This is a genomic window from Mucilaginibacter paludis DSM 18603, assembly GCF_000166195.2.
GTDB lineage: Bacteria > Bacteroidota > Bacteroidia > Sphingobacteriales > Sphingobacteriaceae > Mucilaginibacter > Mucilaginibacter paludis.
Window position 1 is genome coordinate 5,824,093 of sequence record NZ_CM001403.1, and the last position, 26,971, is coordinate 5,851,063.

The 26,971-nt window shown below is 43.6% G+C and carries 23 protein-coding genes, 1 tRNA gene and 1 pseudogene; 17 read left to right on the forward strand and 8 right to left on the reverse strand.

Going from position 1 to position 26,971, the window contains the following annotated elements; translation table 11 throughout:
- Positions 1–769: 769 nt before the first annotated feature.
- The 3 genes from MUCPA_RS24500 to MUCPA_RS24510 are packed head-to-tail and all read right to left on the reverse strand — an operon-like array spanning position 770 to position 2,785.
- Positions 770–1,489 (reverse strand): ZIP family metal transporter, encoded by a 720-nt coding sequence (locus MUCPA_RS24500; protein WP_008510046.1) that lies wholly within the window; start codon positions 1,487–1,489, stop codon positions 770–772.
- 1 nt (position 1,490) lies between these two features.
- A complete protein-coding gene (locus MUCPA_RS24505) occupies positions 1,491–2,054 on the reverse strand; it encodes a phosphatase PAP2 family protein (protein ID WP_008510048.1) in 564 nt (187 codons plus the stop codon).
- Complete coding sequence (locus MUCPA_RS24510) at positions 2,051–2,785, reverse strand: class I SAM-dependent methyltransferase (RefSeq protein ID WP_008510050.1); 735 nt, start codon at positions 2,783–2,785, stop codon at positions 2,051–2,053. The genes MUCPA_RS24505 and MUCPA_RS24510 overlap by 4 nt, the downstream gene beginning before the upstream one ends.
- Positions 2,786–2,895: 110 nt before the next feature.
- Here MUCPA_RS24510 and glmM point away from each other — a divergent pair, with 110 nt between their 5' ends.
- The 9 genes from glmM (at position 2,896) to MUCPA_RS24550 (ending at position 11,520) form a co-directional block, all read left to right on the forward strand.
- Positions 2,896–4,281, forward strand: a complete 1,386-nt coding sequence (glmM, locus tag MUCPA_RS24515) for a phosphoglucosamine mutase (protein ID WP_008510052.1) — start codon at positions 2,896–2,898, stop codon at positions 4,279–4,281.
- Between the two features lie 51 nt (positions 4,282–4,332).
- Positions 4,333–4,704, forward strand: a complete 372-nt coding sequence (locus tag MUCPA_RS24520) for a four helix bundle protein (protein WP_008510054.1) — start codon at positions 4,333–4,335, stop codon at positions 4,702–4,704.
- A gap of 110 nt (positions 4,705–4,814) precedes the next feature.
- Complete coding sequence (locus MUCPA_RS24525) at positions 4,815–5,951, forward strand: cysteine desulfurase family protein (RefSeq protein ID WP_008510056.1); 1,137 nt, start codon at positions 4,815–4,817, stop codon at positions 5,949–5,951.
- A 27-nt stretch (positions 5,952–5,978) separates the two neighbouring features.
- Complete coding sequence (locus MUCPA_RS24530) at positions 5,979–6,422, forward strand: DUF6934 family protein (protein ID WP_008510058.1); 444 nt, start codon at positions 5,979–5,981, stop codon at positions 6,420–6,422.
- A gap of 34 nt (positions 6,423–6,456) precedes the next feature.
- Positions 6,457–6,633, forward strand: a complete 177-nt coding sequence (locus tag MUCPA_RS38360; protein WP_008510059.1) for a hypothetical protein — start codon at positions 6,457–6,459, stop codon at positions 6,631–6,633.
- 223 nt (positions 6,634–6,856) lie between these two features.
- Positions 6,857–8,494 (forward strand): FMN-binding glutamate synthase family protein, encoded by a 1,638-nt coding sequence (locus tag MUCPA_RS24535; RefSeq protein WP_008510062.1) that lies wholly within the window; start codon positions 6,857–6,859, stop codon positions 8,492–8,494.
- Between the two features lie 355 nt (positions 8,495–8,849).
- Positions 8,850–10,019, forward strand: a complete 1,170-nt coding sequence (locus tag MUCPA_RS24540; RefSeq protein WP_008510064.1) for a hypothetical protein — start codon at positions 8,850–8,852, stop codon at positions 10,017–10,019.
- Positions 10,020–10,177: 158 nt separating this feature from the next.
- Positions 10,178–10,699, forward strand: a complete 522-nt coding sequence (locus tag MUCPA_RS24545; RefSeq protein ID WP_008506063.1) for a helix-turn-helix domain-containing protein — start codon at positions 10,178–10,180, stop codon at positions 10,697–10,699.
- Positions 10,621–11,520, forward strand: a complete 900-nt coding sequence (locus MUCPA_RS24550) for an IS3 family transposase (RefSeq protein ID WP_157544057.1) — start codon at positions 10,621–10,623, stop codon at positions 11,518–11,520. Before MUCPA_RS24545 ends, MUCPA_RS24550 begins: the two co-directional genes overlap by 79 nt.
- Before the next feature lie 78 nt (positions 11,521–11,598).
- On the opposite strand, the gene MUCPA_RS24555 is transcribed toward MUCPA_RS24550, so the two are convergent.
- The 3 genes from MUCPA_RS24555 to MUCPA_RS24565 all read right to left on the reverse strand — a co-directional run bounded on the left by MUCPA_RS24555 (position 11,599) and on the right by MUCPA_RS24565 (position 15,926).
- Positions 11,599–13,089 (reverse strand): POT family MFS transporter, encoded by a 1,491-nt coding sequence (locus MUCPA_RS24555; RefSeq protein WP_008510067.1) that lies wholly within the window; start codon positions 13,087–13,089, stop codon positions 11,599–11,601.
- A gap of 119 nt (positions 13,090–13,208) precedes the next feature.
- Positions 13,209–14,126 carry a hypothetical protein gene (locus tag MUCPA_RS24560; protein WP_008510068.1) on the reverse strand — a complete coding sequence of 306 codons (918 nt, stop codon included), beginning with the start codon at positions 14,124–14,126 and terminating at the stop codon, positions 13,209–13,211.
- 621 nt (positions 14,127–14,747) lie between these two features.
- Complete coding sequence (locus MUCPA_RS24565) at positions 14,748–15,926, reverse strand: acetyl-CoA C-acyltransferase (RefSeq protein WP_040627967.1); 1,179 nt, start codon at positions 15,924–15,926, stop codon at positions 14,748–14,750.
- 207 nt (positions 15,927–16,133) lie between these two features.
- Here MUCPA_RS24565 and MUCPA_RS24570 point away from each other — a divergent pair, with 207 nt between their 5' ends.
- The 4 genes from MUCPA_RS24570 to MUCPA_RS24580 all read left to right on the forward strand — a co-directional run bounded on the left by MUCPA_RS24570 (position 16,134) and on the right by MUCPA_RS24580 (position 19,833).
- The gene (locus tag MUCPA_RS24570; protein ID WP_008510072.1) at positions 16,134–18,212 is read left to right on the forward strand and encodes an HD family phosphohydrolase; all 2,079 of its coding nucleotides are present in this window, start codon (positions 16,134–16,136) and stop codon (positions 18,210–18,212) included.
- 65 nt (positions 18,213–18,277) lie between these two features.
- Positions 18,278–18,367, forward strand: a tRNA-Ser gene (locus tag MUCPA_RS24575).
- A 249-nt stretch (positions 18,368–18,616) separates the two neighbouring features.
- The gene (locus MUCPA_RS39430) at positions 18,617–18,901 is read left to right on the forward strand and encodes an Arm DNA-binding domain-containing protein (protein ID WP_316928906.1); all 285 of its coding nucleotides are present in this window, start codon (positions 18,617–18,619) and stop codon (positions 18,899–18,901) included.
- Positions 18,902–18,972: 71 nt separating this feature from the next.
- Entirely contained in the window at positions 18,973–19,833 is an 861-nt protein-coding gene (locus tag MUCPA_RS24580) for a site-specific integrase (protein WP_316928907.1), read from the forward strand.
- A gap of 77 nt (positions 19,834–19,910) precedes the next feature.
- On the opposite strand, the pseudogene MUCPA_RS39605 reads toward MUCPA_RS24580, so the two are convergent.
- Positions 19,911–20,238, reverse strand: a pseudogene (locus MUCPA_RS39605) (PD-(D/E)XK nuclease family transposase); the annotation flags it as partial.
- 92 nt (positions 20,239–20,330) lie between these two features.
- Positions 20,331–20,771, reverse strand: a complete 441-nt coding sequence (locus tag MUCPA_RS24590) for a hypothetical protein (protein WP_008510075.1) — start codon at positions 20,769–20,771, stop codon at positions 20,331–20,333.
- Positions 20,772–21,461: 690 nt separating this feature from the next.
- Here MUCPA_RS24590 and adhP point away from each other — a divergent pair.
- The 4 genes from adhP (at position 21,462) to MUCPA_RS24610 (ending at position 26,942) form a co-directional block, all read left to right on the forward strand.
- A complete protein-coding gene (gene adhP, locus MUCPA_RS24595; RefSeq protein ID WP_008510077.1) occupies positions 21,462–22,499 on the forward strand; it encodes an alcohol dehydrogenase AdhP in 1,038 nt (345 codons plus the stop codon).
- Between the two features lie 224 nt (positions 22,500–22,723).
- A complete protein-coding gene (gene fumC, locus MUCPA_RS24600) occupies positions 22,724–24,121 on the forward strand; it encodes a class II fumarate hydratase (RefSeq protein WP_040627972.1) in 1,398 nt (465 codons plus the stop codon).
- A gap of 222 nt (positions 24,122–24,343) precedes the next feature.
- Positions 24,344–25,501, forward strand: coding sequence for a porin (locus MUCPA_RS24605; protein WP_040626380.1), 1,158 nt, complete (start codon positions 24,344–24,346; stop codon positions 25,499–25,501).
- 10 nt (positions 25,502–25,511) lie between these two features.
- The gene (locus tag MUCPA_RS24610) at positions 25,512–26,942 is read left to right on the forward strand and encodes an anion permease (protein WP_008510084.1); all 1,431 of its coding nucleotides are present in this window, start codon (positions 25,512–25,514) and stop codon (positions 26,940–26,942) included.
- Positions 26,943–26,971: the final 29 nt, after the last annotated feature.

The following is a 26,971-nucleotide window of genomic DNA, read 5'->3' on the forward strand; positions in this document are numbered from 1 at the left end:
CTTTTACCTTTTCGGGACTCAAACACTACTATGGACATATCCGACTCCCTCGGCAATATGCCGACATGCATATCCCGTTAGGGTCTCCCACGTTCATGCGCTACCTTCGTCCTGCACGCAACACCATTCTACTCCGGGTATCTGACAGTGTTCTTATTGCCGTTATTCCCACTGTCATGGCAGGGTTAAGCAAATGAGGGTGCTTGACCGATATCCTTTGGCGTAACGAAGCCTTACTGGTGCAGCTTACAGAACCATCTCGCCTGAGCTTCACATTGTTCATTTCTTCCCAATGTGCCAGGCTTACTTCAACCCGAACGGCAAATTTGGTTGTAAGGCTCTTTCATCCTTTAGGTATTTAATTATTACTAATACGCACGCCTCGTGGCGCACCTCAATCGCCGCGGGAAGGGGCTTGTTACTTTTTGTCTTGATACAAAAAGTAACCAAAAAAATCAAGACTGCCCGATCCTTCCGCCCGCAGGCCAAACCCGGCCCGGCGTGCAGTCTGGCCTTTGCGCACTTTCTTTCTGCGCAAAATAGGCCTACAGGTTCCAAACGTCATCGCTATTTTTTTTCGGTTGGGCCGGGTCTGTTACTTATAATGACATTCCGTTAAGTTGTTGATTGTCAATACTGAATTTCTCTCCATCATGTCATCCCGACGGGAGGAGAAATCAAAAAGCGGTAAGTATGCATAATATTAGGTGCACTGATTGCTGATGTGAAAATGCCTTGATAGTCAATAATTTGCATTGGTGGGCGTTATCTACAACTCCAACAAAAATAAAGTAAGCGGGATACTGATGCCTGCCAAAACCACCAGTAGTTTTTTCAGGTTAAAAGAATGGTCTTCCGTTGATTCAAACAGGATAGTTGTTGATATATGCAGAAAAATGCCGATAACAACGCCCATGATCCGGTTAAAATAACTTTGCAGGTTGCCAACAACGCCATGGCTGATGGCATCGCTAAAAAAGTATCCGGCAGGCGCCATCGCCGCGAATAAAAACAAAAAGAAGATCATGTTATTTTTGGATACCCGGTTAACGAGCATCACACTGGCCAGGGCAAATGCGGCGGGGATGTGGTGTAGCGCAATGCCAATTACCAGTTGCACCTGGTAGCCCTGTGCTAAAGGCATGCCCTCTAAAAAAGCGTGAAGGCATAAACTTAACAAAACGGCTACCGGGAACACAGAGTGGTTATGCCCGTGTTGATGGATATGCCCGTGCTCCACACCATCCGAAAATTGCTCCAAAATGATCTGGAATAAAAAACCGCCCAATATAAAAACACCTACCATGTTATCATTGCCATGGTAAGCATCGGGTATTAAATGGAGTACGGTTATAGCAAACAGGTAAGCGCCGCTAAAGGATAATATCAGTTTAAGATGCTTGCTGTGGTTGCCGCCTTTAAATAAAAAAATGCTCATGCCGCCTAAAAAGGCACAAAAAAATAATAACAATAGCTGCCAAACCTGCATATTAAAATTGGGGTTGTAGTTTTTTAAACAGCAAATATATAAGGTAAGCAACCAGCATACCGTATAATGCGCCAAAAGTTACATCAAACGGATAATGTACACCTACATAAACCTGTGCAAGGCAAATGGTCGCGGCCCACAAAATGGCAATAAACCATATCCATTTCCAGCGCTTGCTAAATACCAGGCTCAAAAATAACGCGATGGCGAAATGGTTACTGGCATGCGCCGAAGGGAAGCTAAAGCCAGAGCCGCAGGGTATCCGCGTAATTATAGTTTGCGCCATGGCCGCATCGTTGCAGGGCCTTAGCCGTTTTACCAAGTGCTTGCCAACAACGCCGCTGCCAAAATCAGATAAGCCAACGGTTATAGCTAACAGCACCACAATGTAAGCGCCTGTTTTTTTATAACGGTAAATACAAAAGCAAAATATAAAAACGTAAAGCGGTATCCATAATTTGGGTTGCCTGAGGATGGGCATCAGCCAATCAAAAAACGGATTGGATAAGCCATGATTGATGATGTAAAAAAAATGCCTGTCCAGTTGTAAAAGCTGATCGATCATAGTGCCTTTTTACAAATAAAAATTAAACGGTCGGAGTTGGCCGGGTCAAACTCTTCCAGGTTATAATTGCCAAAACAGTGTGAAATTTCAAAGCCGCTTTGTTCAAAAAAAAGCTTAAAGTCGCCCATGCTAAAAGCTTTTACTTCTTCCTTAAATATATAGGGTTTGTTTTGATCTTCAAACTCAATGGTTTTTATAATTTTATCGTTCTCTATTTTTTTGTGGATGTTAAAATCAACGCCGCTTACTGTTTTGATCATTTGCGGGCAAAGCATATTCAGTACTTTGTTGCTGTTAAAATAATCAAGCACCAATAACCCATCGGGCTTTAGCGCCTTCTGAAAGTTTTTTAAAGCTTTAACATGCTCATAGTCGGTATCAAAATAACCAAAGCTGGTAAAAAGGTTTAAAGCAATGTCAAAATAGTTTACATAAAACAGGTAGCGCATATCGTGCACATAAAAATGCAGGTGACTGTTCTCAAATTGCTTAGCATATTGGATACTGGCTATCGAAAGATCGATGCCGGTAATATCATAGCCTTTTTTATTCAGATAAATGGAATGGCGGCCGCGGCCACAGGCAATATCAAGCAGATTAGCTTCGGCAGATGGCTTTAAATACTCGCATAGGTTATCAATAAAAAACTCGGCTTCAGCGTTGTTGCGCTGTTGATATAGGATGTGGTAGTAGGGTGAGTTAAACCAATTTTGAAACCACTTTTTGGGCATGCTATACAATATGAGGCGGCAAATATAGCCAATTTACACGCTTGCAACACATAATTTTACATTGGCTAACGCTCAATTATTGTTATTTTTGCAACCTAATATTTACAGCATTGACATTAATAAAATCAATTTCGGGAATTAGAGGAACTATTGGTGGTGCTCCCGGCGATGGCTTAACGCCATTAGATATTGTTAAATACACATCGGCCTTTGGTAGCTGGGCAGTGTCAAAATCAGGGATCAAAAAAATCGTGATCGGTCGTGATGCCCGCATCTCGGGTCAAATGGTGAGCAACCTGGTAATTGGTACCTTACAAGGTTTAGGTATCGATGTGGTCGATCTGGGCCTGTCTACCACGCCAACCGTGGAGATAGCTGTGCCCATGGAGAATGCGGCAGGCGGTATTATTTTAACTGCCAGCCACAACCCCAAGCAATGGAACGCCTTAAAGCTGCTGAACCAGTATGGCGAATTTATCAATGATGCCGACGGCCAGTTGGTATTAGAAATAGCAGAGCAAAGCAACTTTAAATACGCCGATGTAAATGATCTGGGTAAACTTACCACCGATGACACTTATTTACAAAAGCATATCGACATGATACTGGCTTTGCCTTTGGTTGATGTTGACGCCATTGCTAAAGCTAACTTTAACATAGCCATCGATTGTGTAAACTCTACCGGAGGTATTTTTGTTCCGGCTTTGCTCAAGGCGCTGGGTGTTAAAACCGTTCATCAGTTGTATTGTGAGCCCGATGGTAATTTCCCACACAACCCGGAGCCACTGCCCGAAAACCTGAGTGCCCTCTCGAAAGAGGTGCTGTCAAAAAAAGCCGATTTAGGTATAGCCGTTGATCCGGATGTGGACAGGCTGTGCTTTGTTTGCGAAGACGGCAACATGTTTGGCGAAGAATATACTTTGGTTGCCGTTGCCGATTATGTATTGAAAAATCAGAAGGGCAACACGGTATCCAACCTGTCATCAACCCGTGCCCTACGCGATGTTACTGAAGCTGCTGGTGGAGAGTACCATGCCGCCGCCGTTGGCGAAGTGAATGTGGTAAATAAAATGAAGGAAGTTAATGCCATTATTGGCGGCGAAGGCAACGGCGGTGTCATTTATCCGGAGTTGCATTATGGCCGCGATGCCTTAGTTGGCATTGCTTTATTTTTAACGCACCTGGCTAAATCGCGCAAACGCATCTCGATTTTAAGGCACGGCTATCCCGGCTATTTTATCTCCAAAAACAAAATTACACTAACGCCCGAAATGGATATCGACGGCTTATTGCTGAAGGTGCAGGAAAAGTATAAAAGCCAGCCGCACCTAACCATCGACGGATTGAAAATCGAATTCGATAAACAATGGGTACACCTGCGCCGCTCCAATACCGAACCCATCATCCGCATCTATTCGGAAGGAGATTCTGAAACGGTAGCCAACAATTTAGCCAACAAAATTATAGCCGATATAAAGGATATTTTGCACGTATAATATTGATTGAGTTATTGATTTATTGAATGATTGATTTTTATATAATTATTGATGGAAAGAATTGACAAAATTGAGTTTGCCGAAATAGTTAAAAACCGGACTAAAAAGTTTGTAGTCGATAACATCCGGCTCTTCAGAGATCTGCCTAAAACAGAAGAAGCCAGAATTATTGGCAGGCAACTGTTACGATCGTCATCATCGGTAGGGGCTAATTACCGTGCGGCTTGCAGAGCCCGGTCAAAGGCCGAATTTGGCGCAAAGCTATCCATTGTTGTTGAGGAAGCAGACGAAAGTGTTTTCTGGATGGAAATTATGATCGAAGCAGAAATAATGCATGCTGAGAAGATAAATCCGCTAATGGCAGAAGGAACTGAAATATTAAAGATCGTTTCTGCCGCCCGCAGAACAACAATGGAAAAATAATCAATGTGCACAACAACATCGCAAAAAAATCGTCATTGAGTTAATCAATAATTCAGTAAATAAATTCCAATCAATAACTCAATAATTCAATCAATCACCCAATAAAAATAATGCGTGTTTACTTAGACAATGCCGCTACTACGCCTGTTGATCCGGCAGTTTTAAAAGAGATGTACCAGGTGATGGAGAACCATTACGGCAACCCATCGTCCATCCATTCGCATGGCCGCGAGGTACGTACCTTGATCGAGAAGGCGCGCAAAACCATTGCCGGCCTGCTGCATACTTCCCCGGCCGAAATATTTTTTACATCCGGTGGTACCGAGGCCGATAATACCGCTATCCGTTGCAGTATTATGGATCATGGCATTCAGCATGCCATCACCAGTAAGCTGGAGCACCATGCTGTTTTGCATACCCTGGAGGCCATGCAAAAAGCCGGTACCATTGAGCTGAGCTTTGTTGAAACCGACGAAAAAGGAAATATAGATACCGCGCACCTGGAAACTTTGCTGCAAAACCCTAACCGCAGTTTGGTATCGCTGATGCATGCCAATAACGAACTGGGAACCCTGAGCGATATTGAACTGATTGGCGACCTGTGCGAAAAATATAACGCCATTTACCATAGCGATACGGTGCAAACCATGGGGCACTACGAGCACGACCTCAGTAAGCTCAAAGCGCATTTTATAGTAGGCGCGGCACACAAGTTTCATGGGCCAAAGGGCGTGGGCTTTTTGCATGTTAACCACCGCATCAAAATAAAACCCATGATTTACGGCGGATCGCAAGAGCGCAACATGCGCGGCGGTACTGAAAATGTTTATGGCATAGTTGGCTTGGCCAAAGCGCTCGAAATGGCTTATACCGAAATGCCGCAGCATCAACAACATATCCAGGGCTTAAAAACCTATATGATGGAGCAGCTAAAGGCCAACATACCCGATGTTGCCTTTAATGGCGAAACCAACCCCGCTAAAAGTTTGTACACCGTGCTCAACGTATCTTTCCCCGAAATGGAAATGGCCGATATGTTATTGTTTAGTTTGGATATTGCAGGCATATCCGCTTCGGGGGGCAGCGCCTGTAGTTCTGGCAGCGATATTGGTTCGCACGTATTAACCGCTATCGGCGCCAGTCCGGATAGGCCTGCGGTGCGCTTTTCTTTTTCAAAGTATAATACCCGCCAGGAGGTGGATTATACAGTGGATAAGCTGAAGGAAATTTTGTTGGTTAATGCCTGAGTAATGAATGCTGATGGAGCAATTTAGATGAATTTAGAGCGTTATCCTTATCTTGCCAGTAATAATTTTAATAACTACGAATTTTATAGTAGTGGGCCAAAAGGGCAAATAAAAAAGGGCGTACGTTTTTCCCTCATAAGCAATGACCCCGTTATTTACAATTTAGCTTTTGGAGATATTCCGGACGGTACGGATGTGATTGATGATGCTGTAGTGAGCAACAATAATGATAGAGGCATGGTACTTGCAACTGTAGCCAACACAATTATTGATTTTACCAATAATTATGGCAACCACTATATATTTGCTACAGGCAGTACACCAGCAAGAACCAGACTCTATCAAATGGGCATTACAAGTTTGTGGAATGAAATAAGCATAGATTTTGATGTATATGGTTTCAAGGGCGATGCATGGCAGGCATTTAAAAGCAATGTCAACTATGATGCATTTTTGGTGAAGAAAAAATAAATGAGTATTTTTGAGATAAAGAAAGGAAGCGATTATGCCAGCAGTTAAAAAAATAACAACAAATGAAAAACGCTATTATGGCGGCGCTGTAATTAGCGATAAAGTTAAGGATCATGAGAACGATCCATTTGTTGTAAAAAAAATGGAAGAAGCTAAATCCTTTTTACGTAAACACGGATTGAATGGCTTACCGGGTCACTTAAAGAAATAAGCTAACGTTCTATGATCACAGTCAGGAAAGTTGATCATAAAGCAAGCCAGTACCTGAACAGTTGGTTTGCCGGGTAAAAAAAGAAACAATCTACTAATAAGTTAAAGGCTGGATATTCAAATCCGGCCTTTTTTTGTCAGCAAACAGAAATCTTTTTTTTCTCATACTCCCATACAATAGCAATAAGTTTATTTTTATCGCATAATTTGCTGTAATCCGTTTTATGAGAAAACTCTTCATTGTATCTGTTATTTTAATTGTTGCCCTTTTAATCGGTTGGACGATGATTTGGCCGCCGGCCGTATGGTCCTTTGTAGTTATGGGCCCTATATTACTGCTCGGCATTTTCGATGTATTTCAAAAAAAACACAGTATCGTTCGTAATTTTCCGGTGTTTGGGCATCTGCGTTTTGTGATGGAAGAGCTTCGCCCCAAAATATATCAGTATTTTATTGAAAGCGATACCGATGGTACACCCTTTAACCGGCTTAACCGGAGCGTAATATATCAACGCGCCAAAAAGGTTGATGATACCCGCCCTTTTGGTACCGAGCTGGATGTTTACGAAAGTGGCTACGAATGGCTTAACCACAGTATAGCCGCGCTTGATCATCAGCATTTAAATGAAGACCCACGTGTATTGGTTGGTGGCCCGGCATGCACCAAGCCCTATAGTGCCAGTGTATTTAATATTTCGGCCATGAGCTTCGGCTCCCTGAGCGAGAATGCCATACTGGCCCTTAACGGCGGTGCCAAAATTGGCAACTTTGCCCACAATACAGGCGAAGGTGGTTTAAGTGATCACCACTTACAGCCCGGTGGCGATATCATCTGGCAAATAGGCACCGGCTATTTTAGCTGCCGCCATAAAGACGGAACTTTTGATTACGACGCCTTTGCCGAACGTGCAGTGCTGCCGCAGGTAAGAATGATCGAGATCAAACTTTCGCAAGGGGCAAAACCCGGCCATGGAGGCATATTGCCAGCTGCCAAAGTTACACCCGAGATAGCGCGCATCCGCCTGGTACAAATGGGCGAGGATGTTGTATCGCCGCCCGTCCATAAAGCCTTTTCAACGCCTTTACAGCTCATCGCCTTTATACAAAAACTCCGGGAGCTATCCGGTGGCAAGCCTATCGGCTTTAAGCTTTGTGTGGGCCATAAAAGCGAATTTTTAGCCATTTGCAAAGCCATGGTGAAAACCGGAATCTATCCCGATTTTATTACCGTTGATGGTGGCGAGGGCGGTACCGGTGCCGCGCCGCTGGAGTTTTCAAACTCGGTAGGGATGCCCTTGCGTGAAGCATTGGCCTTTGTTTATGATGCCCTTACGGGATTTGATTTAAAAAAGCACATCAAAATTATAGCCTCGGGTAAGGTAGCTACCGGGTTCGACCTGGTTAAAAATTTCGCTTTAGGTGCCGATATGTGTAACAGCGCCCGCGGCATGATGTTCGCCCTGGGGTGTATACAAGCCCTGGAGTGTAACATGAATACCTGTCCAACCGGTGTAGCCACACAGGATAAAAGCCTGATGCGCGGCCTGGTAGTGGGCGATAAAAAGGTACGTGTGGCAAGCTTCCATAAACAAACCGTAGCCAGCGCAGTGCAAATGATAGGGGCGGCTGGTTTAAAACATCCCCACGATCTGCATCGCTCGTTCATCTATCGCCGGGTGAGCCACAACCTTATCCAAACTTATGCCGAGCTGTTTCCCTACATCCCCAAACGGGGCCTGCTTGATACGCCTTACCCGGCTAATTTTGAACTGGATATGGCCATCAGCAGTGAGGATACCTTTGTACCCGATTATGATAAGGTATCGCACGTTAAAATTAACGCCGTTACTGCGGCTGGGTAGAAAATCAAGGGTATTTTAGTTGGGGGCTTGATGTTGAATTATATCGCAAGGCTGTGTCCTCAATATCCCGTGTTCGGTATCTTCGCTGTGCCATAGTCGATGTCCTTCACCGGCTATTACGCAATGTTTCCCAACTGAACGGAAGGATGATTGAACATGATCGGAGATGCCGATCCCGTAGCACGTGCCGTCGCCGACTATGATCGCGAAGCAGTTTTTTGCATCAATAGCCAGTAAATCAATACACCGGCAACGGGTGTAAAAAAATGGTGACACGTACTTATTTCGCCATGCAATTTCATATTATAATGGTTATATTTGATATTTCACCGCCTGCTATTCCCCTTTAAAATTAATGGATCAACAACCTTGCAACAAACAAATCGCGGAAAGCGCCAATCGTTATTTTGAGCGACAGGCTTACCGGTTTTTGCGTGCATGGGTACGGAATCACAAGGATAAAACGCTGCTGCAATTCGACAGGCCATTGGATGAGTACCTGGCAAACCAGGCCTTGCATGATTTTTTTCTAACCACCCGGCAACCCGTCCAAAAACTGTTAAAAAATCGTTCTATTGCCCGGCATCTGGGCAGATGCATAGATGCTGTTTATTTTGATCCCATCAGTGGCGACCCCTTATTGGCTGCTACCGAGCAACGGATTTATAATCTTGCCCGCAGGATGGAAAGTGAGCGCATGCATGTTCCCTTCCGCTCGGTTCATCCTAATAAGCAAACAGAGGCAGGCGATACGGCAGATATCAGCACCTATCCCGTCGATTCAGAAGAAATTCGATACAACAGCGGTAATCACTTTACCAGCCGCCCGGCCAATGGCAATGTATTTGCCGAGAACAGTAAACGCTGTACGGCAAAATCGGGTGGCAACTTGCATGTGCTTTTTAAAGGGGGATACCTGGAAGAGCGGTTACAAGATATTAAAGAGTATACAGCCGGGCTGCACCATGACGGCGAAACCCAGCTTCAGTTTTTTGTAATTTACAGCAGGCATTCGGCCAAAGAGGGGCATTTTGGCACCTCGCTTGTGGTAATGGATCCTGCCAGTCCCGATTTTCCGTTGCGTGTTTTAGTGTGCGATACCTTGCTCAAAGAGCTGCCGCAGCACCCGCGCTGGTGGCATCATTTTATTGCCGAATATTCGCATGTATTTGGCGACGCCATAGCCGAGATTGTGGAAGATCTTTCGCACCCATTGCAGAAAGTAAATATCAAGGGCGATGATCCTTATCACCATGATTGGGACTGCCCATACTATGCAGCCAGCATGGCCGACGCGCTGGCCGATTTAGTAAGAAACAATACCGAACTCATTTTACAAGGCACTACAGCTGATATTTATAACGCCATGAAAGATGCTATGCCCGATTACTATCACCAGAATCTTGAAATTAAGGACAGAGCTGCTATTAAGCAAATTAACCGGTTAAAACGATGGGAGAGCGGGCGCGACGTAATCAAAGGCATGGTGTTAGAAATTAGCCGCAAATCATCCTACGAGCTTTAGTTAGGCGCTTGTAAAGCGCCGGCGCCGTGGCGGGCGGCAAGCCGGAAATTAAAATTGTTACCCTTGCCGCGGCACTAAGTAAACCAAAAACAAAAGAGGCTTCACCTTAATGAAGTGAACCCCAAAAGTTAGACAAAAACTTTTGGGGTTTATTATTTATGTCAAAGCACACATTTGAAGAGAAACTTGATGTAGTTTCTCAAGTAAGAAAGGGAAAGCCGATTCTACGGATATCCCGCGAACGCCATATCCGTGAAGGCATGATATTGGAATGGGTTCGGAAATATGATCTTTATGGCGAAAGTGGGCTGCTCAAACAACCTAACGTCAAGCCCACGCCTGATTTCAAAGAAGAAGTTGTAAGGCTTGTCATAGGAAAAAAAGTACCTTTAAATCAGGTTGTTCTGGAATATAGATTAAGCAAGACTGCTTTAGAGCGCTGGGTAAGATCAGTACGGGTTGAGGGATATGCAGTACTATACCAGCAAAAGAATCCTGGACGACCACCTAAATGCATGGGAAGATCAAAGAAGCTTGAACCTGAAACAGAAGTAGAGAAGCTCCAGGCGGAAAATAGCCGTTTGCGGGCGGAGAACGCACTATTAAAAAAAGTCACGGCCTTAGTCAAGGAAAAAGAAGCCCGCGAACGCATGAGTGGGCAAAAGCCATCGAAGAACTAAGGCCCGAACATGATGTTTCAATTCTATTGGATTGCAAACAGATGGCTCGTTCTGTATTTTATTATCATCGCAAGCGCCTAAATGATGATAAATACAAGCATGAAAAAGAAGAGATCGCAAGTATATACCACTTGCATAAAGGCAGATATGGTTATCGGCGGGTCACCGCCGAAATGAAGAACCGGGGTTATAGCATAAATCACAAGACTGTCCAAAAATTGATGGGAACATTAGGCCTAAAATGCAATATCAGGAAAGTAAGTTATCGCTCATACAAAGGTGAGGTTGGTAAAATTGCCCCTAATGTACTTGAAAGGGATTTTGAGGCAAATCTGCCTAATCAGAAATGGGCTACGGATGTCACTCAGATGAACATTAAAGGGGAGAAGATCTATTTATCTCCTATAATTGACATGTTCAACGGGGAAGTCATTTCTTATAGTATTTCAAAATCTCCAAATATGCAGATGATAGATGAAATGTTATATGAGGCTTTTGATAAAGTGAAAGATATAAGGGGACTTATTTTTCACTCTGACCAAGGGTGGCAATATCAACATTATGGATATAGAAAGGCTTTGGAAAAACATGGAATTATTCAAAGCATGTCCAGAAAGGGAAACTGCTTGGATAATGCCTTGGCCGAAAGCTTCTTTGGGATCTTAAAGACAGAATTACTGTACAAACAGAGCTTTGAAACTGCGGAAGAATTTATAACTTCGTTAAAAGAATACATTCATTACTATAACAATGAAAGAATAAAAAACAGGTTAAATGGAAAGAGCCCGGTGGAATACCGAGCTCTCGTACAAAAAACTTAATTTTGTAAACTGTCCAACTTTTTGGGGTCACACCATAACGATGGAGCCTCTTTTGTTTTACCTGTTTAAGGGCAATTATTATTTTTCGGGAGCCTCGCCAGCTACTGCCAGATCCATTTCCGGATCGGTGATATAGTTACGCTCTTTTAAGCGTGGCGATATAAACATAAACAACACCAGGAAAGCGGAAATCAAGCCGATAAACAACCAGTAGAAGCCTGCGCCGCTAAACCGGGCGAAGTAACCGTGCGATGAGATGCTGTTGTTTACATAAACATCAAGAAGGTTACCTGCCGAAACAGTTAAAAGCCAGATGGCTCCCATAGTACCTTTCATTGATTTTGGAGCTTGTGTATAAGCATACTCCAAGCCGGTGATAGATACCAGTACCTCGCCTGCCGAAAGTATGATAAAGGCTAATATTTGCCACCAAACGCTGGGGTGGCCGCCGGCATCAACGCTTTGTTGTATCAAGGCGATAATTACAAAGGATAAACCAGTTAAGGCCAAACCTGCTCCAATGCGGCGGAGCGGCGTGGTTTTAATGCCCATCTTATCAAACAAAGGGTAAACACCGTAATTAAATACGGGGATAAATAAAAGCAGGAAAACCGGGTTAACGGTTTGTACCTGTGCCGATAGCAGGTCAAACTGTGCAAAGCCTAAATTAATATGCTTGTCTAATTGCTCCAACTGTATCACCCACTCACTTTCCGACTGGTCCCACATGGCCCAAAAAATGGGGATAAAGGCAAAAACGGCCAAAACGCGGTAAACCGCTTTAATACCCTCAACCTTCTCCGGGTCAAACTTGCCTTTGGCAACATCCAGCAACGATTGACCTTTTTGTTTTTTGCCGATATTGAACAGCGAATAAAGCGAAATAAATACAAAGTTGTTTTTGTTTACCCCGGATGGCGGTACCCTTACATACAATTTACGGCCCGAAAAAAAGATGACGGTTGCAATTGCCATTAAAACTCCAGGTATGCCAAAGGCCCATTTAGCGCCATAATGATTGTAAATATAAGGTATCATCACGGTTGATAGCATCGAACCGGCGTTGATGCTGAAGTAAAACCAGCCGTAAACTTTAGATATCAATGATTCGTTCGATTTATCAAACTGATCGCCCACGTTTGATGATACGCACGATTTAATACCACCCGCGCCGATAGCGATCAGGATCAAACCGTAACGGAACCAGGTTAAATCAGTATCAAACAACGATAAAAATAAGTGCCCTATACAATATACGATAGATATGTACAGGATGATTTTATATTTTCCGGTAAACCAGTCGGCAACCAGGCCGCCAACAAACGGTAAGGCATAAGCTAAAGCGATAAAAAAGTGCGTGCTCTCGTTAGCCTGAGCGTTAGCAACTTTGGCCAGGGCCGGATCATGAGTAGGATTAAAAAACTGCGCTACCAAAAACAACGTCAGTATACATTTCATGCCATAAAAGCTGAAACGCTCTGCAGCCTCGTTCCCTATAATATAGGGTATGGCCTTGGGATAGCGTGGCGGCGCTTGTTCAACAGGTACCGAAAGGGTAGTATCTTGCATAGTTTATTTATAAATTTTCGCTAAAATAAGATTATTCTGATAAATCAAAATTTAATGCTGTAAAGTAACCACAAAATTCCGCATTATAGCTGGTTACAAACGTTATTGCAAATCAAATTTTATTGTCTCGTTCGTTTTTTCGCAACCGTTGTTTTATCCGGAACCAATTGCTTTTTTGGGTCAACATATTGCTCGTCGTTCGTATCCGGAATGTTCCTCATATCCAGGTTATCCACAAACACCCACTTGCCCAGCTTAAACTGGTAACCCGAGTACGACATATCCGGCCCGTAAGTTTCCATCTTCCCCTTCGTTTTCGGGTCAGAAGCCGCAAGGTGGTCAAATACAATCAAATGGCTGTCCGCATTATATTTCAACAGCATCGATGCCTGCCTTGCATACTCAAAAACCACCCGGCGGCGTATTTTGCCATTACCCGTAAAAACACGCATCCCCAAAACAGGCTTGCCATTGCTGAACGATAAAACCTCAATCACCTTTTTGGTAGTCTTAATGGTATTGCCCTTCCAGCCCAACAGGGTATAATAAGGCAGCGCCGCGTCGGGCTGTATAATTTTATAATACTGGGCCCCAAACCATTTACGGTTATCGGTTACCGAGTCTTCGGGGTTTTTTAATAAAGGCGAGTAGTCCTCGAGCGGGTAAAGCTTCAAAACGGCGCTGTTCATTTGTATGGCGCCATAAAAACGGTAACTGCCATCATTATTTAATACATGCCAGGCCATTATCCTGAAACGGTTATCGGGTGCATTAATCAAGCTGATATTTTTAAGCGAATCGAAAGCATAATGATACGATCCCGGAACCTTGAGCGCACTCACTAAAGTTTTAATAAACTTATAATTGGCGTTTTTACGTTCCAGTTCGTTCTCGTCATTTATAAACCGGTTTCCGAGTACCTTCAGGCTATCTTCAAAAACCTTCAATTGTTTTAAACCCGCAGCATCAGCCAGGTGCTGGGCTGGTGCCGCAGTAGTAACTAATAATAATATCAATCCGAAGACGATTTTTTTCATGTGTTGTATATTTAGCCTCACCTAAATCCTCTCCAAAGGAGAGGACTTTGAATGGCTTGTGTATGGTTTTTTTGATTGTTTTGTATGGCCTCACCTAAATCCTCTTCAAAGGAGAATACTTTGAATGTTTTGTGTATGGCCTCACCTAACTCCTCTCCAAGGGAGAGGAGTTTGAATGTCCTGTGTATGGTTTCTTTGTGTACGGGTTTGTATGGCCTCACCTAAATCCTCTCCAAGGGAGAGGACTTTGATTGTCCTGTGTATGATTGTGCATAGCCTCATCTAATTGCTCTCCAAAGGAGAGATTTAAATTTTTCCGTGTGAGCTTTTGCATAGGTTATTTATCCACGCAAACAATCAACCACCTACCCTCCACCGGAATAACAAGTCCTCTCCTTTGGAAAGGATTTAGGTGAGGCTTTGGGCGTTGCCTCCGGCCCGCGCTTTCCGTTACAAGTCCTCATTCCGCTGCGCTGCATTCCGGGCTTTTCACTACAATCGCTAACGCAAAACCCCGCCATCGCAACTCACCCCAAGCCTCTAAACCCAGCATTCGTGAAAATTCGTTCCAATTCGTGAAATTAGTGTTCATTCCCATTCGTGAAATTAGTGCTCCTGAAGTTAGTACATCATCTCAACCACAATGGCACTCGCGCCGCCACCGCCATTGCAAATTCCGGCAACCCCAAGCTTGCCGCCGTTTTGCTGTAAAACATTCAGCAGCGTAACCACAATACGTGCGCCCGATGCCCCCAGCGGATGCCCTAACGCAACTGCGCCGCCGTTTACATTCACCCTGTCGGCATCCAGCTCCAACAACCGGTTATTAGCTAACGATACCACCGAGAACGCCTCGTTAATTTCAAAATAATCAATATCCTTAACCGTGAGGCCAGCCCGGTGCAAAGCCAGCGGGATAGCCTTTGATGGCGCCGTGGTAAACCATTCGGGCGCTTGCTGGGCATCCGCGAAAGCAATAATTTTAGCTATCGGCTTAATGCCCAACTCTTCGGCCTTTGCTTTGCTCATCAAAACCAGCGCCGCTGCCCCGTCGTTTAACGATGATGCGTTGGCCGCCGTAACTGTGCCATCCTTTTTAAATACCGGTTTTAAGCCTGATATTTTATCAAAGTTAACTGCGTTGGGCTCCTCATCAGCAGTAACCAGGGTTATATTTCCTTTTTTATCTTTAACCTCAACAGGGCATATCTCGTTAGTAAACTTACCGGCTTTTTGTGCCGCCTGCGCCCGTTGGTACGATTGTATGGCATAAGCATCCTGGTCCTGGCGACTCACCTGGCATTCAGCCGCGCAAAGCTCAGCAGCCGAGCCCATGTGGTAATCATTATAAACATCCCACAAACCATCCTTAACCAGTCCGTCGGTAATTTGCCCGTGGCCCAGGCGGTAACCATTTCTGGCCTTATCCAGGTAATAGGGTACATTGCTCATGCTTTCCATACCACCGGCAAGTACAATATCGTTTTGGCCAAGGGCAATGCTTTGAGCCGCCAGCATAATGGCTTTAGTGCCCGATGCGCAAACTTTATTAACCGTAGTTGCCGGCATAAACGGCAAACCCGCAAATATAGCCGCCTGCGTTGCAGGTGCTTGCCCCAAATTGGCCGACATCACGTTGCCCATGTAAACTTCCTGTATCTGGTCGGGCTTTAATCCCGATTTTTCAACAACGGCCCTGATAGCCGCCGCACCCAACTGCGTGGCCGATAAGGATGATAAACTTCCGCCAAAGCTGCCCATGGCCGTTCGGGTTGCGGCTATAATATATACTTCGTTCATAAAAAATAAATAATTTGGTTTGGGCAAATTTAGTATTTGCTTACAGTTATAACGTATTAAATTATTACTGCGTGTTCCGGCTATCGAAAAATAAAATGTGGCAAAGTTTGCGGTAAGCAATTGCTTAAAGCGGTGTAAAACAAATTCAAATAATCAAATGGCGCGTAAAACAGAAAACTTATCCTATTTTTGACACGTAATTAACAAATGGCAGCAACACTCAGCACTTCGCGCCAAAAGGCTCTGATGCGCAAATACGCGCGCAACGTCAAATTTTTTATGATGTTGCTTAGCATTGCCGTTATTGTTTTAGCCTTACCCAAACAGGCCAAGTTTAGATACGAGTACGAAAAAGGGAAGATATGGAATCAAAAGGATTTGATATCGCCTTATATCTTCGCCGTCCTTAAGTCGGGCGAGCAGTTAAAGGAAGATCAGGCGGCAGCCACCCGTAGCATCACGCCAATTTACCAGCTCGACCACGAGGCAGAACAACAAAACCTGGATGGTTATAAAAATGATTTCGAAATCAAATGGCGCAATGCCGGCCTGGCCGAAAAGCTAAAGCAAAAGTATTTTACCCTTGGATACAACTTGTTGAAAGAGGTTTACGACCGGGGTGTTTTAGCACTCAACAAAAAGTATCAGCATGGCTCCGAAAATTACCGGATCAGCGTTCTGCATAACAATATCGATAACGAAGTCAATACAGCGCAGCTTTACACCCGCGAAACAGCCTTAAGTTATATCGATCAAACCTTGAGCACTTATAAAAGCATCGATAAAACTTTTTTAATAGGCATTATACAGGGCCGCCTGCAAGAAAACTTAAACTACGATGATAAACTAACCAACCGGTTGGAAAACGAGGTGATCAACAGCCTCTCGTTAACCCGCGGGATGGTGCAAAAAGGAGAGCTGATTGTTGCCAAAGGCTCGGTAATTAACCAGGATATTTATCAAAAGCTCGAATCCTTCAGGCAGGCCTTTGAGGATAATGTGCGCGTATCGGGCAACCCGCGTTTGGTACTATTGGGGCAGGTGCTGCTGGTATCCATCGTTATTGCCCTGCTCATGGTTTTTCTGTACCTGTTCCGCAAGGATATTTATCACGATAACCGGCTGGTGAGTTTAATATTACTGGTAGTAACGGCCATGCTGGCAACCCTGTCATGGTCAATCAGGGTGCAATTGCCCAACCTGTATTATATACCTTATTGCATTGTGCCCATTATCATCCGCATATTGTTTGATACCAGGCTGGCGCTTAATATCCATTTGCTGGTGGTGCTCATAGCCGGCTTTTTTGTGCCCAACAGCTTTGAGTTTGCCTATTACGAAATTACTGCCGGTATGGTGGCCATTTACAGCATCAAAAACCTCATCAGGCGCGAGCAGTTTTTAATTTCGGCCCTCATCATTGTATCTAACTACCTGGTTGCATTCTTGGGGATCTCGTTTATCCGCGAAGGCAGTATTTCGAGTATCGACTGGATGGATTTTTTGCCTTTTGTAGTCAGCGTATTGTTAACCCTGCTGGCCTATCCGCTCATTTATGCCTTCGAAAAGGTGTTTGGCCTTACATCAGATATTACTCTTATCGAACTGACCAATACCAACGCCCCTTTATTGCGCAAATTAGCCTTCACAGCACCCGGAACGTTTCAGCACTCGTTACAGGTAGCCAACCTTGCCGAAAGTGCCATATACAGCATTGGCGGCAATGCCTTGCTGGTTAGGGCAGGGGCACTGTATCATGATATTGGAAAGATGGAGAACCCGCTCTATTTTATTGAGAACCAAAACTCGGGTTTTAACCCTCACGATAAGTTGCCTTACCAGGAAAGCGCCCAGCTCATCATCAGGCATGTGAGCAAAGGGGTTGAACTGGCCCGCAAAGAAAACATCCCCGAAATTGTGATCGATTTTATTCGCACGCACCATGGCAATACCCGGGTAGACTATTTTTACCAGTCGTATTTGAAAAATTTTCCCGAAAAAATCATCGACGAGAATACTTTTCGCTATCCCGGACCCATCCCATTCTCAAAAGAAACCGGTGTTTTGATGCTGGCCGACTCCGTTGAGGCCGCTTCGCGCTCCCTGCACGAGCCAAACGCGCAAGCCATAGATGCACTGGTTGACCGCATTGTTGAATATAAACTGGATCAGGAACAGCTGAAAGACAGTGATATAACTTTAAAGGACATTGAAACCGTTAAAATGATATTCAAGAAAATGCTGATGAGCATTTACCATGTTAGAATAGATTATCAGAATAACTGAAATTTTTTTTTGACGGGATGCATGATTTACTATATTTGCAATCCCAAAAATAAGGAACACAATCCGGTGAGGTGCCTGAGAGGCCGAAAGGATCAGTTTGCTAAACTGACGTACGGGAAACTGTACCGAGGGTTCGAATCCCTCCCTCACCGCCAACTTCAATGTGAAAGTACATTAAAAGCTTGTAAATCAAATGATTGCAGGCTTTTATTTTTATGTCAAAAGGCTATTTTAGCCACCAATTCGCATATAAAAAGTGCGTTATTCGGTGAGTTAATTTCCGAAAATACTTACTCACCAATATCTGCGTATCGCTTTGATTGTCAACCTGTTCAATAGTTGAACATCTTGTACACACCTGATTGCAAGCTTACTTTTGTTTCACTTTTTAATGCCAAAACATTATGAAAACTAATTTCAGCTTGCTTTTTTATTTAAAGAAGCCAAAAAATCATCAAAACGGTACTGTCCCTATTTATTTACGCATTACCGTAAACGGCAGACGTGCAGAAACTACTACGAGCCGCGAAAGCAAGCCCGACCAATGGAATAGTATAGGCGGGAGATTTAAAGGCACTAAGGAAGAGGTAAAGTCCTTTAACGCCTACCTCGACAACCTGCAAGCACAGGTGTATGCAGCGCATGGCCAATTAACCGAAGCAGGTAGTATAATTACTGCTGAAAGTTAAAAAACAAGCTGTTAGGCAGGAATGAAAAATCCCGGATGTTGATAGATATATTTAAACAGCATAATAAACGGATGGCTGCGCTAATAGGAAACGGATATGCTTCGGGTACGCTTACCTGTTTTGAAACAACGCTAAAACATACCCAGGGCTTATTAGCATGGAAATATCAATTAAGCGATATTGATATTAAAAAGATAGATCACGACTTTATTACCAGTTATGAATTTTACCTGCGGTCGGAAAAAAAGTGCGGAAATAACTCTGCGGTGAAATACATTAAGAATTTTAAAAAGATCATTCGTGTATGTTTAGCAAGCGGTTGGGTAACCCACGACCCGTTTGTAAATTACAAGGAAAACATGAAAATAGTTGACCGTGTATTTCTCAATAAAGAAAAATTACAAGCTATGGCCGACAAAACGTTTTCGACTCAACGGCTTAACCAGGTGAGGGATATTTTTTTATTTAGCTGTTTTACAGGATTAGCTTATGCAAATGTTTACAAGTTGAAAAGAACAGAAATTATACAAGGCATTGACGGGGAAATGTGGATATATACGAAACGAAAAAAGACCGATACCCCAAGCCACATACCATTATTACCATCAGCTTTAAGTTTGCTGAATAAATACACCGATCATCCGGCTTGTTCAAATTCTGGTAAAGCCCTGCCGGTAAGTACCAATCAAAAAATGAATGCCTACTTAAAAGAGATTGCAGACGTTTGCGGTATTAACAAAGAGTTGACTTACCATATAGCCTGCCATACGTTTGCAACAACGGTTACATTATCAAACGGTGTCCCTATTGAAACGGTTAGTAAAATGCTCGGGCATTCCAATATTAAAACCACCCAGCATTATGCGAAGATTTTAGATTTAAAAGTTAGCCAGTACATGGCTTTGCTAAGGAAAAAATTTGCTAATGACTAAAGTAATGAAATTGGAGGTGTCACAGTTAGTGACCTCCAATTTTTACGAATTTTTGATCTCGTTTAAGATGGGAGTATTTAAAGCTTCTCTATTTCCTCAATAGAAAGTTTAGTAAACTTTGAAATTTGGGCAAGTGGCAGACCGTCCTTTTTCATTTCACGGGCAATGGTGAGAGCTTCTTCATGCCTACCTTTAGCCTCGGCAGTTGAAACTGCATAGTCCAATACATTCTTATTATCCCACTTGTGTTTTAAGCTGCTATCGTACATCGTTTTTTCCTCCTTTGTCAAGTTTATATATTCTGCAATACTGAACAATTTCTCAAATATGGGTTTTCCGAAGATAAACCGGAATTTTTTCCATCTGGCTCATGTTTTTTAATACATGAAGCCATCTATCCAAATTGAGAAAACAAGATGCTTTTCAAGATAATAAGCCAAATAAGCTATGGCTATTCAGGCCAGTTCAGACAGAATACATCCTTATCATCTCTTCCCTTAAAAAGTACCTGCTTCAGCAATAAGTTCGTTTACTTTGGCGATTTGCCCATCTAATTCCTTTTGCTGATCGGCTAACAACTGGCCATCAAGAATCATTTGCAGACTTATTTCAAAAGATTTTTTAATTCCTACTGCTATTTTTTTTACTTTTTTGTCCTTTTGCTTTTTTAAAACAGAAAGATTTAAGGCATTTAAATCAAGTTGCATGTGTGTAGTGACGGAGTCACGTAATTCTTTAGAGGAATTGCAATATTTTGCCGGATTGATCTGCACCTGTTTGAGGAACGATTGAAGGTAGAGTTTTTTGTTTACGGCATTATTGATTTCTTCTGTTTTAGCCTTAAGATTGGATGACGCGCTATTTGGTTTTTGTGCGTAAGCCATCGAAATCATTAGCAACAAAGCTGGAAAGCATAATTTAATCTTTAAATTTAACATAGCCGATAAGTTTTAATAGTTTATATAAGCAAGATGAGTAAACAAATATAATGGTTGCATGGACATTAAAATAAAATGACAATTTAAAAAATATCAAATATTGGTAAGTGAAGTTCCTTGTTGTTTGGCAACACGGACTTTTATTTAATATGTTTACTTTATTAAAACCGCGTCATATAGAGGACTACCAGGCAACAGCTTGCGGCCAACGACTGCATGCCACATCCAGCCTCATCTCGCACAGCAAGGAGCAAATTCACCGCACTTATAAGCGACTTGCTTTTTCCGTTGTTGGTAAAAAAAGAAGGTGAAACAACCTAATTAAACCACAATCGGAAAGGTAGCCCACGCCCGGATCAGCCGTCAAGCTGGATATTCCGAAAGGCTTGACCAGGCTATTCCGTGCGCTTTGGAGCACCGAGTTGTGTAAGCAATTAAGAAAATCGCAATTAATAATCAATAAATTAATGTGGTCAAAGTGTTACTGAATTAACTGTTTGCTATTCCGGAACGGGGTGATCAATGGCTCCGGAATGTCCAAATAGATTGCTATTCAGGCATGGTTCTGGTTTGAGTTGTGAATGTGTGAATGATGTAACTAAATAAAGATTTTGTATAACATCACCTGATAGATGAATTCCCACCTTTAGCAAAAATATTTGTCTATATCCACTTATACTTCAAAACGCTATGATCCCTAAAACAATGAAAGCTGCCGTTATTCATGGATTTGGACAGCCTTTACATATTGAAGAAATGCCGGTTAAAGAGCCGGGCGAAAACCAGGTACTTGTTAAAGTGATAGCGTGTGGTGTTTGCCATACCGATCTGCACGCCTGCCAGGGCGATTGGCCGGCAAAACCAAAAATACCGTTAATCCCAGGTCATGAGGCCGTTGGATACGTAGTCGCTTTAGGTGCGGGCGTTAAGCAAATTAAGGAAGGCGATATTGTAGGCGTGCCGTGGTTATACAGCGCCTGCGGGCATTGTGATTATTGTTATACCGGATGGGAAACGCTTTGCGAAACCCAGCAAAACGGGGGATACAGTGTAGACGGAGGCTTCGCCGAATATGTGGTTGCCGATGCCGGTTATGTAGCCCATTTTCCTGTAAATATCAATTTTACCGAAATGGCGCCTATCATTTGTGCCGGTGTAACGGTGTACAAAGGTTTAAAACAAACCGACGCAAAATCAGGAGAATGGGTAGCTGTATCGGGAATTGGCGGCTTGGGCCATCTGGCCGTTCAATATGCCAAGGCTATGGGCTTCCACGTTGCAGCCATTGATATTGCCGATGATAAACTGGCACTGGCAAAAAATCTGGGTGCCGACCTGGTTGTGAATGCGAAAGAATACGATCCGGGTAAGTTTCTGAAAAAAGAGACTGGCGGTATGCACGGTGTGCTGGTCACCGCGCCTTCGCCTGTCGCGTTTAAACAAGGGCTGTCAGCACTAAGGCGCAAGGGTGTCCTCTCCTTAAATGGTTTACCTGCCGGAAGTTTTGACCTCTCCATTTTTGATACCGTGATCAACGGTACTACCATTCGCGGTTCCATCGTAGGTACCCGAAAAGATATGGAAGAAGCTATTTCATTTGCTTTAGAGGGTAAGGTGAAGGCAACCGTTCACGCTGCCAAACTGGAAGACATCAATACCATATTCGACGATATGAAAAAGGGCGACATCAGCGGCAGGATTGTATTGGAGATCGCCAAGCCATCATAAGACCATGATTCTGAATTAAAAAACTACAAATCATGCCCATACAAACAATCAATCCAAACACCGGCGCACATTCAGATCCTTTTAAGCTATTATTCAGCTAAGTGATAGATAATACTGGCAGGTGAAGTTGATATTCTTTAACTACGCCTGCCAGCTTTTTTTCAATTAATATCAAATCCATTGAAATTATGTCAACTATAGAGCAATTAAACGAAGTATCAGCTGTGAAATTCAGGACGGAACACGATACCATGGGTGACGTTCAGGTTCCGGCAGATAAGTACTGGGGTGCACAAACAGAACGCTCCCGTAATAATTTCAAAATCGGCCCGAAAGCTTCCATGCCCCAAGAGATTATATACGCGTTTGCAAACCTTAAAAAAGCCGCTGCATATGCCAATGCCGAACTTGGTGTGCTTTCTGTTGAAAAGAGAGACCTGATTGCCCTGGTATGCGACGAAGTTCTCGCAGGAAAGCTGGATGACCAGTTTCCGCTTGTTATTTGGCAAACAGGCTCAGGAACGCATTCCAACATGAATTTGAATGAGGTGATCTCCAACCGGGTAAACGTTATGCAGGGTAAAAAAATCGGTGAGGGCAAGCCTTTTATTCACCCCAATGATGATGCTAATAAATCGCAATCGTCTAATGATACCTTTCCTACCGCTATGCATATCGCTGCCTATAAAATGCTTACAGATGTAACCATTCCCGGAGTTGAAAAGTTAAGGGATGCACTTAAGGCTAAAGCTGTCGAATTTAAAGCGGTTGTAAAAATAGGACGTACCCACATGATGGATGCTACACCCTTAACGCTTGGGCAGGAGATATCAGGCTATGTATCCCAGCTCGACCATGGGCTAAAGGCGTTACGAAATACGATGGATCACCTTGCCGAACTGGCACTTGGCGGTTCTGCTGTAGGCACCGGGATGAACACGCCAAAAGGCTACGACGTAAAAGTTGCTGGTTATATAGCCAAATTTACCGGATTGCCTTTGCGCACGGCGGAAAATAAGTTTGAAGCGCTTTCTGCCCACGATGCCATTGTGGAAAGCCACGGAGCTTTGAAGCAAATTGCCGTTTCCCTAATGATGATTGCCAACAATATCAGGCTGCTGGCTTCAGGCCCCCGAACAGGAATAGGCGAACTGCATTTGCCTGAAAATGAACCTGGTTCGTCGATAATGCCAGGTAAAGTAAATCCTACACAAAATGAAGCTGTTACCATGGTAGCGGCACAGGTTATGGGTAATGACGTGGCTATTTCAGTTGCCGGCTCAAACGGCCAGTTTCAGCTAAATGTAATGAAGCCGGTGATGGCGGTAAACTATCTGCAATCGGCACAGCTGATCGGCGATGCCTGCATTTCCTTTAGCGACCATTGTGCCACTGGTATTAAACCCAATTACGAAGGGATAAAGAACCACCTCGAAAACTCACTGATGCTGGTTACGGCACTGAATCCACATATCGGTTATGAAAACGCAGCCAAGATTTCCAAGCTTGCATTAAAGGAAAACAAATCCTTAAGGGAAGCAGCTGTTGAACTCAAATTGCTGACCACCGAGCAGTTTGACGAATGGGTAAAACCGGAAGAAATGATTGGTACATTGAAATAAACTCACCAACTAATCTCATTATCATTTTAATTTATCGGATCAGGGCACTAAGGCTTTGATCCGATACCTTTTTTTGATAAAGACTGATCATTAAGCCTTCAATTCCGCACCTGCTATCAATGTGTGAATGATGTAACTAATACTTATAATCATATAAGATCAGCGCCGGTAAATGCAGTCATCTTTATGTGGGTAAAAAGCACCGGATTTAAAGTTGGGAACATGAAGCAAGCATTACCGATACTGATAGGATCGATTATTTTTTTACAAGGGCTGTCGGCTTATGGACAGCAAAAAGACACCGTTAAAATCAAGCAGGATACCATTGTTTCCAACTACTCCACCTATAAGCGGTCAATCACATTTTCGGGCCTTCTACAAACACGGTATATAGCATCGCTCAGCTCAAATGTAGATGTGAATGGCGCCAACTTTAACGCAGCCTCTGCAAGTAAAATCAGCAATAATTTTTTGCTGAAGCGGGCTCGTTTTATCGTTACAGGTAATGTAAACGATCATTTTTCTGCTAACCTGATGATGGACCTCGCCGAATTTAATGGCAACGCGGCGAATAAGGTGCTCGATAATGCTTATATCAAATACTCGCTAAGCAAACATTTTAACATTGAAGCAGGCCAGTTCCGGCCATTTTTTGGGATTGAAGATGCCGTAGCCAACGATATCATCAGAACGCTTGATTATTCAAACCAGTATTATGCATTCGGCGCAAGCGGCTGGCAAAGTTTCCAGGTGGGAATAGCCATATTAGGAACCATAACTAACGAAGGGCAACTACCTCTTAAATATTACGTCGGGGCCTATAACGGTAACAACAGGAATGTGGCCAATGATAACGATAACACGAAGAATTTTTATGCGAGGCTGGAAGTCAGTCCTGCAAAAAATTTGATACTGGGCATAAATGGGGCATCAGGCAGCCTGGGGAATGGTACTGGCTACGCTTGGGGCGGCGATATTCAGAACAGGCTCGATCTCAGCAGCAAATGGCAGCTTACCTTAAACGGAGAATTTAAAACCGGCAATAATTTCGCTCTGTTCAATACTTACACATTAAAACCAAGTCTAAGCCAGGTAATGATGCAGGGCTTTTACGTCTTTCCTATTATACGCTATAATTATGGGCGTAAACGGGTAAGGGCTGTCGAATTCTCTTCCAGATATGAGTATTTTAACCAGAGTTATAAGCTCAACAGTAACCCCGAGCAAACCATCATCCCTAACGTAACACTCATTTTTGCGGACGACTTTTATGCTGCTCTGCAATTAGGCGTGTCGATAGATATGTATCAAAAAGATATTCCCTTAACCACTACCTACACGCATAACCTGGCTTACGTACAATTCCAGGTTCGCTTTTAACCATTCAGAAATGAAAGACATTAACTTAAAAACACTGGCAATAACACTCGCAGTAGGCCTTGTTATCTGGTTCATACCTGTGCCTGAAGGCTTGAAGCCGAATGCCTGGCATTTACTCGCTATTTTTGTAGCCACCATTGTAGGCATTATTTTAAAAGCTGCCCCAATGGGCACGATGGCCATGCTGGGTATCACGGTATGTGCGGCTACCGAAGTACTGGCGCCGGGCGATCCCACAAAATCCATTGTAAACGCATTGAGCGGTTTTGGCAATTCCACTATCTGGCTCATCGGGCTGGCTTTTTTTATAGCGCGGGGATTTATAAAAACCGGGCTGGGTACCAGGCTTGCCTATAACTTTATCAGGCTCTTTGGTAAAAGTACGCTGGGGTTAGCTTATGGTTTGAATACTGCCGATTTGATACTGGCCCCGGCAATTCCAAGCAACACTGCAAGAGCCGGAGGTGTTATTTTTCCGATTATGAAGTCGGTTGCTGTTAATATGGGATCGATCCCTGACAAGCCGGAAACGCACCGTAAGATAGGCGCTTTTTTAACCCTCAGCAGCTATAATGCCAACATGATTACTTCGGTTATGTTTTTAACGGCCACGGCAAGTAACCCTATGGCCCAAAAGTTTGCAGGCGACCTGGGTATAAAAATTACCTGGGGAAGCTGGGCGACGGCTGCCTGTGTACCTGGCATTGTTTGTTTCTTACTGGTGCCTATATTCCTTTACAAATTTTATCCGCCTGAGCTGAAACAAACGCCCGAAGCTCCGGCTATAGCTGCGGCGGAGTTAAAAAAAATGGGACCGGTTTCTACGCAGGAATGGTTAATGGTGGCCACTTTTATCATCCTGTTGGGTTTATGGATCTTCGGCAATTTGATCTCTATAGATGCAACTACCGGCGCATTGATCGGGCTGTGTATTTTATTGCTGGCCGGGGTATTGACCTGGGATGATGTTAAATCCGAAAAAGGTGCGTGGGACACCATTGTATGGTTCTCATCATTGGTGATGATGGGTTCTTATCTGAACTCATTGGGGCTTATCGGCTGGTTTGGACATATAGTAGGCGGAGAAATGAAGCAGCTGAGCTGGCAATTGGCTTTCCCGCTGATCATTATCGTTTATTCTTATTGTCACTACATGTTTGCCAGTGCTACTGCGCAGTGCGCCGCTATGTTCTCCGTCTTTTTAACTGTAGGAATCGCAGTAGGCATTCCGGGCACTATGCTCGCTATTTTCCTTGGAGCCTGCGCAACTTTAATGGGGTCGTTAACACATTATGCCCACGGCCCGGCACCCATATTTTTCGGGAGCACCTACGTGGATATGAAAGACTGGTGGAAACAAGGTTTTTTTATGAGCGTACTGTTTCTGGGTGTTTGGTTTGTGGTTGGCGGTGTTTGGTGGAAAGTGATCGGCTTATGGTAGTTCCTGCTGTTTCGGCTAAAGTTTCTGTA